Origin of the sequence: Mannheimia varigena (assembly GCF_013377235.1) — a bacterium.
Classification (GTDB): domain Bacteria; phylum Pseudomonadota; class Gammaproteobacteria; order Enterobacterales; family Pasteurellaceae; genus Mannheimia; species Mannheimia varigena.
The window spans coordinates 927994-945690 of record NZ_CP016226.1 but is presented as its reverse complement, the minus strand read 5'-3'; the positions used below and the strand labels follow the sequence as shown (position 1 = coordinate 945690).

General features: G+C 41.5%; 17 protein-coding genes. 7 read left to right on the top strand and 10 right to left on the bottom strand.

Annotated elements, in window-relative coordinates:
- Positions 1-29: 29 nt before the first annotated feature.
- The 3 genes from ispG to A6B40_RS04250 are packed head-to-tail and all read left to right on the top strand — an operon-like array spanning position 30 to position 3052.
- Positions 30-1142, top strand: a complete 1113-nt coding sequence (ispG, locus tag A6B40_RS04260; RefSeq protein WP_025217892.1) for a flavodoxin-dependent (E)-4-hydroxy-3-methylbut-2-enyl-diphosphate synthase — start codon at positions 30-32, stop codon at positions 1140-1142.
- A 6-nt stretch (positions 1143-1148) separates the two neighbouring features.
- On the top strand, positions 1149-2420 hold the full coding sequence (gene hisS, locus A6B40_RS04255) for a histidine--tRNA ligase (RefSeq protein ID WP_176671668.1): 1272 nt from the start codon (positions 1149-1151) through the stop codon (positions 2418-2420).
- A gap of 8 nt (positions 2421-2428) precedes the next feature.
- Complete coding sequence (locus tag A6B40_RS04250; protein ID WP_176671667.1) at positions 2429-3052, top strand: YfgM family protein; 624 nt, start codon at positions 2429-2431, stop codon at positions 3050-3052.
- A gap of 41 nt (positions 3053-3093) precedes the next feature.
- Here A6B40_RS04250 and dnaN read toward each other — a convergent pair whose 3' ends face one another.
- The 8 genes from dnaN to ybfE form a co-directional block, all read right to left on the bottom strand.
- Positions 3094-4197 carry a DNA polymerase III subunit beta gene (dnaN, locus tag A6B40_RS04245; RefSeq protein WP_025248139.1) on the bottom strand — a complete coding sequence of 368 codons (1104 nt, stop codon included), beginning with the start codon at positions 4195-4197 and terminating at the stop codon, positions 3094-3096.
- Positions 4198-4223: 26 nt separating this feature from the next.
- On the bottom strand, positions 4224-5573 hold the full coding sequence (dnaA, locus tag A6B40_RS04240; RefSeq protein ID WP_025248138.1) for a chromosomal replication initiator protein DnaA: 1350 nt from the start codon (positions 5571-5573) through the stop codon (positions 4224-4226).
- Between the two features lie 258 nt (positions 5574-5831).
- Positions 5832-7679, bottom strand: a complete 1848-nt coding sequence (locus A6B40_RS04235) for an ABC transporter ATP-binding protein (protein WP_176671666.1) — start codon at positions 7677-7679, stop codon at positions 5832-5834.
- Positions 7680-7759: 80 nt separating this feature from the next.
- Positions 7760-8269 (bottom strand): S-ribosylhomocysteine lyase, encoded by a 510-nt coding sequence (luxS, locus tag A6B40_RS04230; protein ID WP_176671665.1) that lies wholly within the window; start codon positions 8267-8269, stop codon positions 7760-7762.
- Between the two features lie 17 nt (positions 8270-8286).
- The gene (locus A6B40_RS04225; protein WP_418887717.1) at positions 8287-10947 is read right to left on the bottom strand and encodes a PqiB family protein; all 2661 of its coding nucleotides are present in this window, start codon (positions 10945-10947) and stop codon (positions 8287-8289) included.
- A gap of 92 nt (positions 10948-11039) precedes the next feature.
- A complete protein-coding gene (fur, locus tag A6B40_RS04220) occupies positions 11040-11480 on the bottom strand; it encodes a ferric iron uptake transcriptional regulator (RefSeq protein ID WP_006250413.1) in 441 nt (146 codons plus the stop codon).
- A 31-nt stretch (positions 11481-11511) separates the two neighbouring features.
- Complete coding sequence (gene fldA, locus A6B40_RS04215; protein ID WP_176671663.1) at positions 11512-12036, bottom strand: flavodoxin FldA; 525 nt, start codon at positions 12034-12036, stop codon at positions 11512-11514.
- A 5-nt stretch (positions 12037-12041) separates the two neighbouring features.
- A complete protein-coding gene (ybfE, locus tag A6B40_RS04210) occupies positions 12042-12317 on the bottom strand; it encodes a LexA regulated protein (protein ID WP_025217883.1) in 276 nt (91 codons plus the stop codon).
- A gap of 258 nt (positions 12318-12575) precedes the next feature.
- Here ybfE and A6B40_RS04205 point away from each other — a divergent pair, with 258 nt between their 5' ends.
- The 4 genes from A6B40_RS04205 (at position 12576) to A6B40_RS04190 (ending at position 16599) form a co-directional block, all read left to right on the top strand.
- Complete coding sequence (locus A6B40_RS04205) at positions 12576-13562, top strand: oxidoreductase (protein ID WP_176671662.1); 987 nt, start codon at positions 12576-12578, stop codon at positions 13560-13562.
- Between the two features lie 107 nt (positions 13563-13669).
- On the top strand, positions 13670-14971 hold the full coding sequence (locus tag A6B40_RS04200; RefSeq protein ID WP_025217881.1) for an NCS2 family permease: 1302 nt from the start codon (positions 13670-13672) through the stop codon (positions 14969-14971).
- Positions 14972-15040: 69 nt separating this feature from the next.
- Positions 15041-15409 carry a DsrE/DsrF/TusD sulfur relay family protein gene (locus tag A6B40_RS04195; protein ID WP_176671661.1) on the top strand — a complete coding sequence of 123 codons (369 nt, stop codon included), beginning with the start codon at positions 15041-15043 and terminating at the stop codon, positions 15407-15409.
- Positions 15409-16599, top strand: a complete 1191-nt coding sequence (locus tag A6B40_RS04190) for a BaiN/RdsA family NAD(P)/FAD-dependent oxidoreductase (RefSeq protein ID WP_176671660.1) — start codon at positions 15409-15411, stop codon at positions 16597-16599. Before A6B40_RS04195 ends, A6B40_RS04190 begins: the two co-directional genes overlap by 1 nt.
- Positions 16600-16649: 50 nt before the next feature.
- On the opposite strand, the gene infA is transcribed toward A6B40_RS04190, so the two are convergent.
- The gene (gene infA, locus A6B40_RS04185) at positions 16650-16868 is read right to left on the bottom strand and encodes a translation initiation factor IF-1 (protein WP_025248131.1); all 219 of its coding nucleotides are present in this window, start codon (positions 16866-16868) and stop codon (positions 16650-16652) included.
- A 107-nt stretch (positions 16869-16975) separates the two neighbouring features.
- Positions 16976-17632 (bottom strand): YtjB family periplasmic protein, encoded by a 657-nt coding sequence (locus tag A6B40_RS04180; protein ID WP_176671659.1) that lies wholly within the window; start codon positions 17630-17632, stop codon positions 16976-16978.
- Between the last annotated feature and the right edge of the window lie 65 nt (positions 17633-17697).

The window sequence follows — 17697 nt, the reverse complement described above, 5'->3', positions numbered from 1 at the left end:
TTTTATCACTTTTAACATTAGTTGAGACTATGATACATCAATCACCAATTAAACGCCGTGTATCGAAAAAAATCTATGTGGGTAACGTGCCGGTGGGGGGCGATGCTCCGATTTCGGTACAATCAATGACGAACACTCGCACCACCGATGTGGAAGCGACTGTCGCCCAAATCAAAGCATTAGAACGTGTTGGGGCTGATATTGTGCGTGTTTCTGTGCCGACAATGGACGCTGCCGAAGCCTTCAAAGCGATCAAACAGCAAGTGAAAGTGCCATTGGTTGCCGATATTCACTTTGACTACCGTATTGCACTGAAAGTGGCGGAATATGGAGTGGATTGCTTGCGGATCAATCCTGGCAATATCGGCAATGAAGAGCGGATCCGTGCTGTGGTGGATTGTGCTAGAGATAAAAATATCCCGATCCGCATCGGCGTAAATGCTGGCTCGCTTGAGCGAGATCTGCAAGAAAAATATGGTGAGCCTACGCCGGAAGCCTTGCTAGAATCGGCATTACGCCACGTTGATCATTTGGATCGTCTTAACTTTGACCAATTCAAAGTCAGCGTGAAAGCATCAGACGTGTTCCTAGCGGTCGAATCTTACCGACTTCTTGCAAAACAGATCGAACAGCCGTTGCATTTAGGCATTACCGAAGCAGGCGGAGCAAGAGCCGGCTCGGTGAAATCTGCGGTCGGTTTGGGGTTGTTATTAGCAGAGGGGATTGGCGATACTTTGCGTGTTTCTTTGGCGGCAGACCCTGTTGAAGAAATTAAAGTAGGTTTCGATATTTTGAAATCACTGAGAATTCGCTCCCGCGGCATTAACTTTATCGCTTGCCCGACTTGCTCACGCCAAGAAATTGACGTGATTGCAACGGTAAATGAGCTGGAACAACGCTTAGAAGATATTATTACGCCAATGGATGTGTCGATTATCGGTTGCGTAGTGAACGGCCCGGGCGAAGCGTTAGTCTCAGATTTGGGCGTCACCGGCAGCAACAAAATGAGTGGTTTCTACTTAGACGGCGTTCGCCAAAAAGAGCGTTTCGATAACGCCAAATTAATCGACCAACTCGAAGCAAAAATCCGTGCGAGAGTCGCACAACAACAAAATCGTATCGATATTGAACAAATAGGATAAAAAAACGTGGCAAAAACAATTCAAGCAATTCGTGGAATGAATGACTGCTCACCGAGCGAATCTCCGTTGTGGCAATGGGTAGAAGGCAAGGTACGCAACGTATTGGCAAACTATGGCTATTCAGAAGTACGTATGCCGATTGTGGAAAGCACGCCGTTATTCGCCCGAGCTATCGGCGAAGTGACCGATGTGGTCTCTAAAGAGATGTACACATTTTGGGATAACGATGAGCAATTAACCCTCCGCCCAGAAGGCACGGCTGGCTGCGTGCGTGCGGCGATTGAGCGTGGCTGGATCTACAACAACGAACAGCGCCTTTGGTATATGGGCCCGATGTTCCGCCACGAGCGTCCACAAAAAGGGCGTTACCGCCAATTCCACCAAGCCGGTGTGGAAGTTTTCGGGATTCCAAACCCGGAAATCGATGCGGAATTAATTCTATTAACCGCTCGTCTTTGGAAAGAGCTGGGTATTGACCAACACGTTTCGCTGCAACTTAACTCTATCGGCTCGTTAGAAGCTCGTGCGAATTACCGCTCTGCATTGGTAAAATTTTTAGAAAATCACACCGCTTTAATGAGCGAAGAAGAGAAAGAGCGTTTGGTGAAAAATCCGCTGCGTATTTTGGATACCAAAAACGAAGTGTTACAAGAGGTGTTAAATGACGCTCCGAAGTTGCTCGATTATTTAGACGATGACAGCCATGAGCATTTTGCTCAATTATGTAGCTTGCTTGATGCAATGGGCATTCGCTATGAAGTGAACCCGAAATTAGTACGTGGCTTGGATTACTACAACAAAACCGTATTTGAATGGGTAACTTCTGCGTTAGGTTCACAAGGTACGGTTTGCGGCGGCGGTCGTTATGACGGCTTAGTAGAGCAACTTGGCGGACACTCTACTCAAGGAGTTGGCTTCGCAATGGGCTTGGAGCGTTTAGTGTTACTCGTGCAAGAGGTAAACAAAGAGATCGATTTGCCGAAAGCGGTGGATCTGTATATCGTCTTCTCGGGCGAAGGTTCAACCGTTAATGCGTTCCAAATTGCGGAACAAATCCGCAGCGAACTACCGCAACTGCGTGTGATGACCCACTGCTCAGGCGGCAAATTCCAAAAGCAATTTAAACGTGCCGACAAAGTAGAAGCCCAGCTGGCGTTAGTGATCGGCGAAAGCGAAGTCGCAAACAAGCAAATTGTGATTAAAGATTTACGCTCAGGTGCAGAGCAGATCACCATTGCACAAGCGGATCTGATTTCAGAATTAGCGAAACGATTCTAGGAGAAAAAATGAGTAACGAATATTTAAATAAAACGGAAGAACAGCAGTTTGAAGATGCGAAAAACTGGTTCAAAGAGAACGGCACGCCGATTTTGGTAGCCATTATTTTAGCTTGTGCGGCGAGCTTTGGTTGGAACTTCTGGAAAAATCATCAACTTGAAACCGCACAAAAAACCTCAGCGGCATACCAAAGCGTAATGGAAAGCTATTTGCAAAATCCAAGCAAAAATCAACCGCTTATCGAGAAGTTTATTGAGGATAACAAAGGTTCAAGCTATGCGACCTTTGCTCAGTTAGAAACTGCAAAACAAGCGGTCGAAAATGGTGATTTTTCTGCAGCCAAAACCACATTACAAGCGGTAATTGCGAATAACGCAGATCTCACTTTGCAAAATGTTGCTCGTTTTCGTTTGGCTCAAATTGACTACCAGCTTAAATCTTACGATGAAGCCTTGGCGAGTCTTGCTCAAATTCAAGATAAAGCGTGGGAACTGCGCAAGCAAATCCTAACAGGTGATATTCTTGCGGCAAAAGGCGATATTCCAGCAGCGAAAGTCGCTTATGAGCAAGCCAAAGCAAATGTTACTCCTCAAGAACAAACTTTGATTGATGTGCGTTTGAATAATTTATAAAAATAAAGCCCTGTAAATACAGGGCTTTATCTTATCTTCAGTTATAACCGCATCGGCATAATCACATATTCCGCCGAACTATTGTCGCAATCTTCAATTAAGCAGCTTGAGCTGGAATCGACGAGGCTGAAGCGTACTCGTTGGCATTTTAGCGTATTGAGAACATCTAGCACGTAGCTGACATTAAAGCCAACTTCCATTTCCGGACTGTCGTAGGCAACATCAATAATTTCTTCTGCTTCTTCTTGCTCCGGGTTATTGGCGGTAATTTTAAGTAGGTTATTGCTTAGCGTTAAACGCACGCCTCTGAATTTCTCGTTTGAAAGAATAGCCGCTCGCATTAACGCACGTTTTAGCGTTTCGGTATCTGCTTCTAAAATACGGTCTGCATTACGAGGTAGCACACGGCGATAGTCTGGGAATCTACCGTCAATCAATTTAGAGGTAAACACAATACCGTTCATTGTAATGCGGATGTTATTCGAGCCGATCTCTAAACGCACTGCTTCATTGTTTGCAGATACAAGGCGTGAAAGTTCAAGCACTGCTTTACGTGGCACGATAACCGAATGGGTTAAAAGCTCTTGGTTTAATACCATTGTACAAACCGCTAAACGGTGTCCGTCTGTGGCAACAGTGCGTAATAAATTACCTTCGGTTTCAAACTTCATACCGTTTAAGAAATAACGTGCATCTTGGTTTGCCATTGAGAATTGTGTTGCATCAATGAGACGGGCAAGCGTTGATTGCTCAATGGAAAAATCCACCTCAGGCTTCCAATCCATTAAATTAGGGTAATCGCTGGCGGGTAAAGTGGCTAAGCTAAATTTACTACGCCCTGCTTTGATGATCGCTTTATCTTCCTCAAACTCAACTGAGATCACGCTATCGTCTGGTAAACTTTTGCTGATGTCTAAGAATTTTTTCGCCGGAATGGTAAATTTTCCTGCAAAATCGACCGCTTGTAGTAGTTGAGCTTGGGTGGTTAACTCAACTTCTAAATCGGTTCCTGTAAGAGATAAACGATCGCCTTCAATTTCTAATAAAATATTATTAATAACAGGCAAGGTCGGGCGACTGCTTAATACGCCACATACCTGCTGTAAAGGCTTGAGTAATTGGTCTCTAGTAATCGTAATTTGCATATAATCATTCCTTTCTTCTTAACAATTTAAGATGATAATTTACGCGTTAAATTTATATAGTCCTCTTGAATACCGCTTTCGGTATCACGCAATTCATTAATGGTTTTGCAGGCGTGTAGCACTGTGGTGTGATCTCGTCCGCCAAACTCTCTACCAATTTCTGGTAAACTGTGGTTAGTTAGCTCTTTTGCCAATGCCATTGACATTTGGCGAGGACGAGCAATGCTTCTTGCACGGCTTTTTGATTTAATATCAGCTACTTTAATGCCGTAATATTCCGCCACAATTCGCTGAATATTTTCAATGGTAATCAAGTAGTCGAATGAGGCGAATAGATCTTGTAAGGTTTCACGTACCGCATCAACGGTAATTGGGCGGAGTGTGAGTTTTTGCCACGCAATTACACGGTTTAATGCCCCCTCTAATTCTCGCACATTGGTACGGAGTTTCTGTCCCATTAAATATGCCGCATCTTCTTGCAAATCAGCTCCTCGCTCTAAAGCTTTTTGGCGGAGAATTGCCACACGGGTTTCTAATTCAGGTGGCTCAATTGTTGCACTAATACCACCACTTAAGCGAGATTTAATTGCTGTATCAATTTTATCAATATTCTTTGGCAGAACATCAGAAGTTAGAATAATTTGCTTTCGCTGCTCAAATAGTGCATTGAGTAGATGTAAAAATTCTTCTTGTACTTTTGGTTTATTGGTGAGAAATTGGATATCGTCAATCATCAATACATCAAGTGAGCGGTAGAATTTTTTGATTTTTTCCGCATCATTATTTGAGCTGTTAATAGCTGTAATAATATCACGGTAAAACCGCTCAAGGTGGATATAAAGCACACGAACAGTTGGATTGCGTTTCACTAATTCATTACCGATTGCGTGCAATAAGTGTGTTTTTCCTAAACCTGTGCTGGCATAGAATGAGAGCGGGTTACAGTGACTTTCGCCTAAATTATCTACCACTTGTTGAGCAACTAATTTCGCCAGTTGGTTGGAACGACCTTGTACAAAATTATCAAATGTTTGATGCGGATTTAGTCCTGTTTTAAAGCCAGTATTAGAGAATTCTGAAGGCTCATTTTTTGAGCTAATTTGTGGTTTTGATTGCTCGGTAGGCTTAATTCCAACCTTTAAATTCACAACTAAATTATCGTTTTTAGATAAAAAACGAGCTAATTCAGTAATTTCCGCTAAAAATTTATCTTTAACCCAATTTTCAACAAATTGGTTTTGAGCATAAAGTGTGAGCTCCCCATTATCAGAACTGGCTTGCAGAGGGCGTATCCAAGTGCTGTAGTCGGTTGGCGATACTTTCGTTTGTAAGTGATTAAGGCAATCAGACCAAAGGGAAGACACAATTTGCTCCAAAATTATTGTTATTAAAGGTGGTAATGATACCCGAAAAAGAGGGAGAAATCTTGCAAATTTTTATCAAAATTTTGATAGGTTTGGTGTTAGTTTAAAGAAGGTTTTTATTAGATAACAAGCGGTCACAAAAAAGCATCGTTTTTTTGAACATTGGCTTTGCCAACGGCAGAGAAATTGTGAATGATTTTTTGCTGAAAATTTGCAAATTTCCAATAAAAAATGACCGCTTATTATTAAATGATAATACGAAATCTAGTCTTAAATATCAGTATCTTCTGGCAAGAACCCGCCACTTTGATGAGCCCAAAGTCTTGCATAAACACCGTTGTGGGCAAGTAGTTCTTCATGTGTGCCTTGCTCAACAATTTCGCCTTTGTCTAGCACGATTAATCTATCCATTGCCATAATGGTAGAAAGGCGGTGAGCAATTGCCACCACGGTTTTGCCTTCCATCAGTTTGGTTAGGTTCTCTTGAATCGCTACTTCTACCTCAGAGTCTAATGCGCTGGTCGCTTCATCTAATAGTAGAATTGGAGCATCTTTAAGCATTACACGGGCAATTGCTATACGCTGACGTTGTCCGCCTGAAAGTTTTACACCACGTTCGCCAACGTGTGCATCAAAACCTGTTCTGCCTTTAGCATCTTGCAGGTTTGGAATGAATTCACTCGCAGCTGCTTGTTTTACTGCTTCGATCATCTCTTCCTCTGTAGCCGTTGGGCGACCATACATTAAGTTTTCACGCACAGAACGGTGGAGTAGTGAGGTATCTTGCGTTACCAAGCCGATTTGTGAGCGGAGACTTTCTTGCGTGATGTCTCGTATATTCTGCCCATCAATCATAATTGAGCCGCCTTGAATATCGTAAAAACGCAATAGCAAGTTGGTAAGTGTTGATTTGCCTGCACCACTACGACCGACTAAGCCCACTTTTTCACCCGGTTTGATGGTTAAATCAAAATCTTTCAGTAATGGTTTTTTTACATCGTAGGCAAAATCTACGTTTTCAAATTTAATTTCGCCTTTGGTTACGTTTAACGGTTGGGCATTCTCTTTATCAACCACATTGTGCGGTTTGGAAAGGGTAATCATACCATCTTGTACCGTGCCTAAATTTTCAAATAGACGGGCAAATTCCCACATAATCCATTGTGATAATCCTTTGATTCTTAATGCTAATGCAGTTGAGGTGGCAATTGCCCCCGCTGTTACTATGCTTGAGCCCCAAAGCCATAAACCAATACCTGCGGTGGAGATAATTAACGCTATAGAGGTTAGGTTGGTTACGATTTCTATCACGGTAACTAAACGCATCTGTTTATGTACAGTAACCATAAACTCTTCCATTGATTCTTTCGCATAAGCAGATTCTCGGTTACCGTGAGAGAATAATTTAACGGTTGCGATGTTCGAGTAAGCATCTGTAATTCGACCGGTCATAAGGCTTCGAGCATCAGATTGTTCTTGGGCAGCTTGAGCCAGTTTAGGAACGAAATAGATAATAGTTATAGCAAGTGAAATAACCCATAAAATAAACGGCACAAATAGCCAACTATCAAGTTGCAATAAAATTACACTTGAGGTGGTAAAATAGACCAATACATAAACTAGCATATCGGCACAGGTCATAATCACATCACGCACGGAAAGAGCCGTTTGCATCACTTTGGCAGATACACGCCCTGCAAATTCATCTTGGTAAAAGCCTAGACTTTGCCCTAGCATTAAGCGGTGGAAGTTCCAACGCAAACGCATTGGAAAAACGCCTTGTAAAGATTGGAAACGAATACTACTGGCGAGATAAACGAATACAACGGCAAGTATGGCAATAAAAAACATACCTACAATTGTCCAACCTTTTTCTGCCCAGAGTTCAGCCGGTGTGTATTTGTTTATCCAATCGACTAAATCGCCCATAAATTGAAACAGGATAGCTTCAATAACGCCAACTGCTGCCACAAAGATTGTTAGAATTAGAATATAAATTCGCATCCCTTTTGTAGCATCAAAAATAAAAGGAATTAAACCTGATTTTGGTGTTTTCGGCATTTCATTTGGGTAGGTTTCCACCCTTGCCTCAAACCATCTAAAGAGTTTTTCAAACATAAATTAATGATTTCCGAATATAAAAAGTAGGGGCAAATTGCAATTTGCCCCGAAGAATGACGATTTTGGAAAAATCTAAATTATGGATTTAATAATTTCTCGTCTAATGCTAAATCTTCATTACGGTTAATGCCGATGCCAGCACTTAACACATCACGGGCAATTTTGTGAGCTTCTTCTAATGAATGCTCTTTGTAAGATCCGCATTGGTATTCATTAAGTTCTGGAATGGCAGATACCTCTGGGATTTTATTTAACGCATCTTCCATAGAAGCTGTCCACGCATCTGCCACTTCTTGTGCAGATGGTGTGCCGATGAGCGACATATAAAAACCTGTGCGACAACCCATTGGCGAAATATCAATGATTTCTACTGTTTCACTGTTTAGGTGATCACGCATAAAGCCTGCAAAAAGGTGTTCCATCGTATGAATACCACGCGCAGGAAGAATATCAATATTCGGACGACAAAAACGTAAATCGAATACAGTAATCGTATCGCCTTTTGGCGTTGTCATTGTTTTTGCCACACGCACTGCTGGGGCGTTCATTTTAGTATGATCTACTTTAAAACTATCTAATAAAGGCATTTTTTTACTCCATCATATTATTCTGCAATTCCTTGCTCCCACGCTGGGGCATCTTCAGGAAGTTTGCGTTGTAAGAAAAATCTTCTATTGGCTTGAGCTTGAGGTTTTACCACTTTTGTATAAGGAGTAGAGAACTCAATACCGCCATTTAATAATTGCGACATTGTGCCTGAGTTCATACTTACACCTTGTAGGTTGATATCCATTGTATAGCCTGAAGCCTGCCAGAACTGAGTATTAGTTCTGACTAAGTGTTTATATTTATTATTAATTTTAAGATGAATTAACACTCTGTCATTCAGTTCGCTTAAACTTAAGTGGCTCACAATACCGACTTGCATTCCACGATAAAGCACAGGGGCTTCTGGCTGAATACCGTTGGCGTTGGTAGTTTCCACAATAATTGGGAAGCCGTTTGCATAAGTAGTTTTTACCGTATCGGTTTGTGATAACTCAAAATAGTTTTGGGCTTTGCCAGAACCTGCATCAACGGTAATATAGTTTTGCAATGCAGCATCTAAGTTTTTAAAACCAGCCGTGCTAATTTCAGGCGAAATCACACTAAATTTTGTCCCAGCTTTCGCAATAGATGGATAATATTTGCCTTGAATGTAAGCGGTCGCTTTTATCTGTTTTTTTGCATTTTGCAATTCTAGCTTTTCAATTTTACCGACCGTTAAGCCCATATATTTAATATCCATACCTTCGCTAAGTTTGCTGCCATCTTTGGCAATAAGAGTAATATAAGTATTACCTGAAGTTGCTCTTTCTTTTGTGGTATAAAGGGTTTTATTGCCTTTTGAACCGCCGTTATCAAAGCTAATTGCCCCTTTTAAGGTTCGCATTAACGGTGCGGTAGTGATGTTTACGCCTTTTAATGAAACATCAACATTGGTTGCAGGTTCAATCCAGAAACGGCTTGTATTAGTTAATAAGTGGTGATAATTAGGTTGAATAAAGAGCTCAACATCAAAGCGATTTTGCTTAGGTGTTACTCTTAAAACTTCGCCAACTTGAAAGTCTCGATAGAGTACGACGGAACCTTCGCTAATACCTGATAATGACTCGGCAGAAAGCGTAACAGTCGCTTTCTTACTTAATGTAGAGACGCCAGATTTCGCGCTTTCTACATCTTTATATAGCGGATACTGCTTTTTAGGAGCCCCTTCGCTCTTACCGTTAATTAGGCGAACACCGCCTTTTAACCAATCAGACGGAGAGCCTGCGTGTATTCGTAAGCCATCTAAACCGACGGACATATCCAGATTGGAAATGGCAACAAATTTACTGTTACCACCAATTAAATTACGATAAGACGGGTAAATAATGGCATCAAAACGGATATTATCTAAATCTAATGATCGCTTAACAATTTCGCCAATTTGTACATCGCTATAGTAAATGCCTTGATTTACATCAACCCCATAGGCTTGCGGGGCAGTGAGACTGAAATTTAATAGATTAGGTAAGTTTAATAGGTAATCTGCTTCATTTTGTACAATAAACTCAGATTGAGGTTCTCCTTCGCCAGGTTGAACATCAAAATAAATACCACGCAGAAGCTCACCAACTTTAGACAGTTGCTCGGTATTTAGTGAGAGTTTCGGTTCTTTCAACAAAATTCTAGTTTGTGAACGGAGCAAATTCTCGTAACCTGGGTCAATTAATAAAATCCCATCAATTAATTTATCTTGCTCTAAATTTTGCTTTGGTAAGTCGTTATCAACTACTTCAGGTAATTTTAGCTGAGAAAGTGTTCCAATTTGTGTGCGTTGATAAAAAACAGAGGTTTCATTTACTTTCAAATTAGGCGAAAGGGGTACTTTAACCTGGATTTCAATACCACGTTTTGCTGATTTTAAATCAGGATACAACTCAAATTTTTGCCCTTGCTCGGCTACTTCCATATTATCAGGCGAATCGAACGCAACAGCTCCTTGCACTACAGAGGCAAGACTTTCTATATTAACTTTTATGCCTTGTAAATTAAGATCTGCACTAATGCCGCTAATATTCCAAAATCGACTCTCTTTTTTGACTAAATTGGCATATTTTTTCTGAATAATGACATCAATTTCAATTTTTTTCTGATCTTTGGTAAAACGATAATCAGCGATATTGCCTACAGCTACCTTGCGGTAATAAACGCTTGCTCCAACGTTAATTGATCCGATGTCATCAGAAACTAAATGAATGAGTAAATCACCATCGCTTACTGGGACGGCAGGTGGATCTTCTTCTGCAATAAATTCATCAGCAGACTCTCCCTCACCAGGTAAGAGTGTAATATAGTTACCCGAAACAATTGCATCTAACCCAGAAACCCCAGCTAATGAGGCGGTAGGTTGAACTAGCCAGAATTTAGTATCTTGGCGTAATAAGCTTCTCGCCTCAGAATTGATTTCAGCTAAAACTTCAACTTCTCTTAAATTATCAACAAAGTAAACACGTTTTACTCGCCCGATTTCTAAGCCTTGATAACGAACGATCGTTTTTCCTGCAACAATACCATCGCCTTTAGCAAATCGGATCGAGATTGTTTCGCCTTGTTCTTTTAATATTTGGAAAAAAAGTAAAGCCCCAATAATAAAAGCAACAATTGGCAAGAGCCAAAAAGGCGATATTTTGCGAGGTTGCCTAATTTGGGCATCCACTACAGGTTGTGTCTGTTCTTCCATCATAATATTAATTAGCGAAACCTATATAGAACAATACCGAAGACCCTAAAAAAGGGGCTTCGGTAATAGATAATTAAGTTAAATAAGCGATCTTATTTTTTCTCATCACAATTGGTTAAATTGCTACATTTACCGTAGAGATATAAACTGTGGTTAGTTAGTTCCATTCCGTGCTTTTCACTGATTTCACGTTGGCGGCGTTCCATATCCGGATCTTTAAATTCAAATACTTTACCGCAATCCATACAGATGATGTGATCGTGTTCGTGGTTCATATTTAATTCAAATACCGCTTTGTTTGCATCGAAATTATGGCGAGTTAAAATGCCCGCTTCTTCAAATTGGTTTAATACACGGTAAACAGTTGCCAAACCAATATCTGAACCTTTTTCTAACAGAATCTTATAAATATCTTCCGCTGCAAAATGTTGCATTTCATCACGAATGTCTTGCATTAATGCAAGAATGGTTAAACGAGGCTCGGTAACTTTTAAACCCACCTCTTTTAAACGTTTAATATTTGCTTCAGACATATCTGCCACCTAATTATCTTTACTTAAAACCTTATGCAAGTTGGTCTAAACACATTTCTTCTTTTAACTGTGCACACCATTTATTAACACGCTCAGTGGTTAATTCCGGTTGTCTATCTTCATCAATGCAAAGACCGACAAAAGTTGCATCATCAACTAAAGCTTGTGAAACTTCAAAGTTATAACCTTCAGTTGGCCAATGCCCAACAATTACCGCACCATTTGGTTCAACAATATCACGTACAGTGCCCATTGCATCACAGAAATATTCTGCGTAATCTTCTTGATCGCCACAGCCAAAAATGGCTACCACTTTACCGTTAAAATCAATTTCCTTTAATGTTGGCATAAAATCGTCCCAGTCGGCTTGAGATTCGCCGTAATACCAAGTTGGAATACCAAACATTAGAAAATCGTATGCCTCAATATCTTCTTTCGTACTTTTAGCAATATCACGAATATCAATTAATTCAGCACCTAAATTTTTCTGAATCATTTTAGAAATATTTTCTGTATTGCCGGTATCACTACCGTAAAATAAACCTACAACTGCCATTACTACTACCTATTTTTGATATAATTATTTAGAATTATTTCAATCAACTGCCCGCGTGAAACACCTTGTTCGGCTGCCTGTTCCTCTAAAAGTTTGACTAAATCCGAATGCAATTTGAGTTCAACTCGTTTTAAGCCCGACGATTTATCTCGTTTTAGCTGATTACGTTTATTGATTCGAATTTGTTGTTCTCTATTAAGAGGGTTAGTGCGAGGACGCCCAACTTTTGGTACAGTCGCAAACAGATCTAATGTGATACAATCTGAATCTTGTTTTGCCATTTCTTTACATATCGGGCTTTTTGACTTCCATTCACTTTCCATTTTAATGAGAATGAGAAGCTACTTTCCAAAGTATGAACTATATCAAAAATCCAAACATTTGAAAAGTAAATCAGTCGGAAAACAAGCGGTGTTTTTTTGTTAAAAATTTACAATTAACTCGTTGTAGGTATGATATTGCCGTTGCTATTCAGAATAGCGAAGGAAGGTAAATTGCACTATAATTTCTGCAACGAAAATGATGAGAAAGGAGAATATGTGTCAACTATCCATTTAGCCATTGCCAGCAATTTTGCCCTTGCGGAGAAATTGTTGGAGGCGTTAGAACATAAAAATATCGCCATTGAGAAAATTTCAGCGGTGGAATTAGAGCCGTTTGGTGAAGAGCAGAATTTACGTTTCGGGCCGAAAGCGGTGGAGCAATTTGCGTTAGACGAAGTGGACTGGGCGGAGTTTAGCCACGTTTTCTTCGCTGGTAAAATGGCTCAAGCGGAATTGCTGGCGGAAGCCGTGAAAGCCGGTTGTGTGATTTTGGATTTATACGGTATTACTGCGTTAATCGGCGATGTGCCGGTGATTGTGCCAAGCGTGAATGATGAAAATGTCGCCAATCTGCGTGAGCGAAATATTGTTGCATTAGCAAATCCGCAAGTGTCGCAACTGGCGTTAGCGTTAAAACCTTTGCTGGCTCAGCCGTTAAACCAAGTATTCGTGACTTCACTTTTACCGTCTGCTTATTTTGGCGATGAAAAAGTGAAAGAGCTGGCAGGGCAAACCGCACGCTTGCTCAACGGTATTCCGTTTGATGAAAATTCCGAGCGAATTGCCTTTGATGTGGTGCTGGCGAATGTGCAGGGCGAAGAGAAAAATTTACCGTTCTCCAAAGCCTTTGAGTTACAACTTGCAAAAGTGTTACCAAATTTGACCGCTTGTACCACCTTCCACGCCGTGCAAGTGCCGGTGTTTTATGGCGTGTCGCAAATGGTGTCGGTGCAGTCTGAATATCAATTAGATGCCGAGCAGTTAAGTGAAGCGTGGAAAGCGGCAAATTGGATCAATTTCAACGAAGAAACCGTGATCACGGCAGTGAAAAATGGCGAAAATGAAGAAGAAAATGCGTTAGAAATCAGTCAGTTACTGGCGAAATCGGAACAGGAAATCCAGTTCTGGACAGTCGCAGACGAGCAACGTTTCAGCCTTGCGTTTTTAGCGGTGGAATTATTGGAGCTGGTTTTAGAGTATTAACGCTTGCTAAACGCCTCGTTTCGTGGTAAAAATCGTCAACGCCCGAGCAATGAAAAATTGCTTGGGCGTTCTTATTTCTCTCAATTTCATTAAGTTCCGAAGGTCTTATGTTAGAAAAATTATTTCAGCTTAAAGCGAAAGGCAGTAATGCAAAAACCGAAATCGTAGCGGGCATTACCACCTTTTTCACAATGGTTTATATCGTGTTCGTTAACCCGTCGATTCTTGGCGTGGCAGGAATGGACACTCAAGTGGTTTTCGTCACCACCTGTTTAATTGCCGCATTCGGCACCATCGCAATGGGCTTGTTCAGTAACTTGCCAATCGCACTTGCTCCGGCAATGGGCTTGAACGCTTTCTTTGCTTTCGTCGTGGTGCAAAAACTCGGCTACTCGTGGCAAGTGGGTATGGGTGCGATTTTCTTGGGCTCGGTGGGTTTATTCCTGTTAACCGTGTTGCAAGTTCGCTACTGGTTTATGTCAGCGATTCCGCTCGGTTTACGTGTGGGTATCGGGGCTGGCATCGGTTTATTCATTGCGTTAATCGGCTTTAAAAATATGGGCTTAGTGGTAGCAAACCCGGCAACCTTAGTCGCATTAGGCAATTTGCACGACCCGAAAGTGTTAATGGGCATTTTAGGTTTCTTCATCATCGTAATGCTAGCGGCAAAAGGCGTTCACTCGGGCGTATTGGTGTCGATTGTGGTAGTCACCGGACTAGCATTAATTTTTGACCCAGACGTAAAATTCAGCGGTGTTATCTCAATGCCGCCAAGTTTAGATGCGGTTGTGGGGCAAGTGGATATCGCCGGGGCGTTTGACGTTGCCTTGCTCGGTATTATTTTCTCCTTTATGTTGGTGAACTTGTTCGACTCATCAGGCACGTTAATTGCTGTGACCACCAAAGCCGGTTTTGCGGACGAACAAGGTCGCTTCCCGAAAATGAAACAAGCATTATTGGTAGATAGCACCGCTGCAATGGCAGGGACTTATATGGGAACTTCCGCCATTTCAACCTACATCGAAAGTGGTTCTGGCGTCTCCGTTGGCGGCAGAACCGGTTTAACAGCAGTTGTCGTGGGCGTATTGTTCCTCTTAACGATTTTCTTCTCGCCATTAGCAGGCTTAGTGCCGGCGTATGCAACCGCAGGGGCATTGGTGTTCGTGGGAATTTTAATGGCGTCTAGCCTTATTGAAGTAAAATGGGACGACTTAACCGAAGCAACCCCGGCGTTTATCACTACGGTAATGATGCCATTTACCTACTCCATCACGGAAGGGATCGCATTCGGCTTTATCACCTACTGCGTAATGAAAGCCTTTACCGGTCGTTGGAAAGAGATCAATCCATCAGTGCTGGTGGTTTCATTACTCTTTATGATTAAATTTATTTGGGCAGATGCTCACTAATTGGTTTCCCTCTCATTCGTGAGAGGGATTTTTTCATTATCTATGTGTTTCGTGTATTCCGAGGTAAAAATGTCAAATTCAGTTCAAAAATTCTTATTTATCATCAACTCCGCTCCATACGGCAATGAAACGTTCTTCAGTGGTTTACGCCTCGCGTTGCAGCTGCAAGATCAGCACAACGCCAAGGTGGAAATCAAACTGTTTTTAATGTCAGATGCTGTTACTGCAGGGCTGGCGAAACAAAATCCGGCGGAGGGGTATCATCTTCAACAGATGTTGGAAATTCTCACCGCTCAAGGGGCGACGGTGAAGCTTTGCAAAACCTGCACCAACGCCCGAGGCATTACCGAATTGCCGCTGGCGGAAGGGGTGGAGATTGGCACATTGAGCGAATTGGCAGATTGGACGATAGACGCAGACAAGGTACTCAATTTCTAATGCAAAAATTTGATGTAGTGATTATCGGAGCCGGAGCGGCAGGGCTATTTTGTGCTGCCCAACTCGGGCAAGCCGGCAAAAAAGTGGTGGTGCTCGATAGCGGCAAAAAAATCGGACGCAAGATTTTAATGTCTGGCGGAGGCTTTTGTAATTTCACCAATTTGGAGGTGGGGGCGAACAACTACCTCAGCCAAAACCGCCATTTTGTAAAATCGGCACTCTCACGCTATACGCAGTGTGATTTCATTTCACTCGTGGAGGCTCACGGTATTAGCTATCACGAAAAGGAACTCGGGCAGCTTTTCTGCGATGAAAGTTCGCAACAGATTGTCGATTTGCTCCAAGCGGAATGCGAAAAAGGCAAGGTGGAAATTTTCCTGCGACAAGCGGTCATTTCTGTTGAGAAATTTGCAAATTTTTTCCAAATTTCGACCGCTAGTGAGCAATTCCAAACTGAAAATCTGGTGATCGCCACCGGTGGTTTATCAATGCCGGCACTTGGGGCAAGCCCTTTTGGCTACCAAATTGCCGAACAGTTCGGTATTCCGGTAATTCCGCCCCGAGCCAGCCTTGTACCGTTCACTTGGAAAGAGAGCGACAAACACTTTGCCGAACTCTCGGGCATTGCTATTCCGATTACGGTCTCTGCCAACGGCAAAAGTTTTAGCAATCAAATGCTGTTTACCCACCGAGGTTTGTCCGGCCCGGCGATTTTGCAGATCTCAAACTATTGGGAACTGGGTGAAACGGTAGAAATTGATTTGCTGCCATTAGCATCAATTGTTGAAATTTTGAATGAACTTCGCCAATTTTCGCCGAAATTGCAGCTAAAAACTGTATTGGCTCGCCATTTTCCGAAAAAATTGGTCGATATCTGGTTAGAGCAAAAATTACTGGCAGATAAGGTGATTGCCGATCTCAGCAAAAAAGATCTCGCCTTTTTGGAACAATTTATCCACCATTGGCCATTCTTACCAAATGGCACGGAGGGCTACCGCACCGCAGAGGTGACCAAAGGCGGAGTGGACACCGACTATATTTCCTCCAAAACAATGGAAGCGAAAAATGTAGAGGGGCTCTATTTTATCGGCGAAGTGCTGGACGTAACCGGCTGGCTCGGCGGTTACAACTTCCAATGGGCGTGGTCATCGGCTTTTGCGTGTGCGGAAGGGATTGTGGAGAAAGGCTAAAAAAATAAGGCGAACTAATGTTCGCCTTATTTTTTGTTTGGTTTTACCGATTATCTCGCACGGAAAATAATGCGTGCTTTGCTTAAATCGTATGGAGTCATTTCAACGGTAACTTTATCGCCGGTTAAAATGCGGATATAGTTTTTACGCATTTTACCTGAAATGTGAGCGGTAACGATGTGACCGTTTTCTAATTCCACACGGAACATTGTATTTGGTAAGGTTTCTAAAATTGTACCTTGCATTTCAATGCTATCTTCTTTAGCCATTTATTCCTCTTTAAATTTTAATTTTTTACTATACCATTCGGCGAAAAACGGCGGATATTATACGCCTATTCGCTCAAATTACAATCGTTTATCTCATTGAGCGTAAACTATTTACGCTTGTTCCAGCGGCGGCGAGAATGAAAACGCTGTGTCTGTGTTTTCATTTCGCCTAAAATAGGTTTAGGGGCAATATGAATATGATGAATTTTACGGCGGAAGTAATAATGAACACTGCTTGCTAATAATATACCTGTTAGTAATAAGATAATCATTTCACCATAAAGTTGTTTAAATTGCTGCTCAACCCTTGCTTTGGTTGTTTGCCCATATTCTGCATCAAAGGTTACACGCAAGAAACCAACTAAGGTCTGCTGCGAAAATATAGGTTCAACAATTTGTTGTGTTTTTTCGGTTTGTTCAGCTAATAATGTTTTTAGCTCTTTTGCATTTTGACTTTGTGCAAGTAAAACCCCTTTTGGTGAGTAAATATTTGCATCAATAATAAAATCTTCTTTTGTAAAACTATCTAATGAATCAACTAGCTCATCAGTTTTTGCATTTTTAACTAATAAAAATGAAAAAATATTCGCTTGCTGGCGAACCAATAGGTGCGAAAGATTTGACACTTGGTTAATGCTTGCTAATTGTGAGCCAAATTTAAATTGATTTATACCCATTAAAATAACTGCCACAATACCGAAACAGAGTAGAGTAATTGTTGCTAGTAAAAGCGTTTTAGTTATTTTTTCACGCGTAATATACATTTAATTCCCCTCAAAATGATGCGTGATTGTAGCACGGTTTTCTGTTAGATTAATGTAGTAAATTT

Bases quoted from the DNA above. Each gene is read 5' to 3' on its own strand.
- ybfE (WP_025217883.1), bottom strand. From the start codon at position 12,317: ATGGCAAAACAAGATTCAGATTGTATCACATTAGATCTGTTTGCGACT.
- fur (WP_006250413.1), bottom strand. From the start codon at position 11,480: ATGTCTGAAGCAAATATTAAACGTTTAAAAGAGGTGGGTTTAAAAGTT.
- A6B40_RS04200 (WP_025217881.1), top strand. From the start codon at position 13,670: ATGTTAGAAAAATTATTTCAGCTTAAAGCGAAAGGCAGTAATGCAAAA.
- infA (WP_025248131.1), bottom strand. From the start codon at position 16,868: ATGGCTAAAGAAGATAGCATTGAAATGCAAGGTACAATTTTAGAAACC.
- A6B40_RS04180 (WP_176671659.1), bottom strand. From the start codon at position 17,632: ATGTATATTACGCGTGAAAAAATAACTAAAACGCTTTTACTAGCAACA.
- luxS (WP_176671665.1), bottom strand. From the start codon at position 8,269: ATGCCTTTATTAGATAGTTTTAAAGTAGATCATACTAAAATGAACGCC.
- A6B40_RS04225 (WP_418887717.1), bottom strand. From the start codon at position 10,947: ATGGAAGAACAGACACAACCTGTAGTGGATGCCCAAATTAGGCAACCT.
- A6B40_RS04235 (WP_176671666.1), bottom strand. From the start codon at position 7,679: ATGTTTGAAAAACTCTTTAGATGGTTTGAGGCAAGGGTGGAAACCTAC.
- ispG (WP_025217892.1), top strand. From the start codon at position 30: ATGATACATCAATCACCAATTAAACGCCGTGTATCGAAAAAAATCTAT.
- dnaN (WP_025248139.1), bottom strand. From the start codon at position 4,197: ATGCAAATTACGATTACTAGAGACCAATTACTCAAGCCTTTACAGCAG.
- fldA (WP_176671663.1), bottom strand. From the start codon at position 12,036: ATGGCAGTTGTAGGTTTATTTTACGGTAGTGATACCGGCAATACAGAA.
- A6B40_RS04195 (WP_176671661.1), top strand. From the start codon at position 15,041: ATGTCAAATTCAGTTCAAAAATTCTTATTTATCATCAACTCCGCTCCA.
- A6B40_RS04190 (WP_176671660.1), top strand. From the start codon at position 15,409: ATGCAAAAATTTGATGTAGTGATTATCGGAGCCGGAGCGGCAGGGCTA.
- A6B40_RS04250 (WP_176671667.1), top strand. From the start codon at position 2,429: ATGAGTAACGAATATTTAAATAAAACGGAAGAACAGCAGTTTGAAGAT.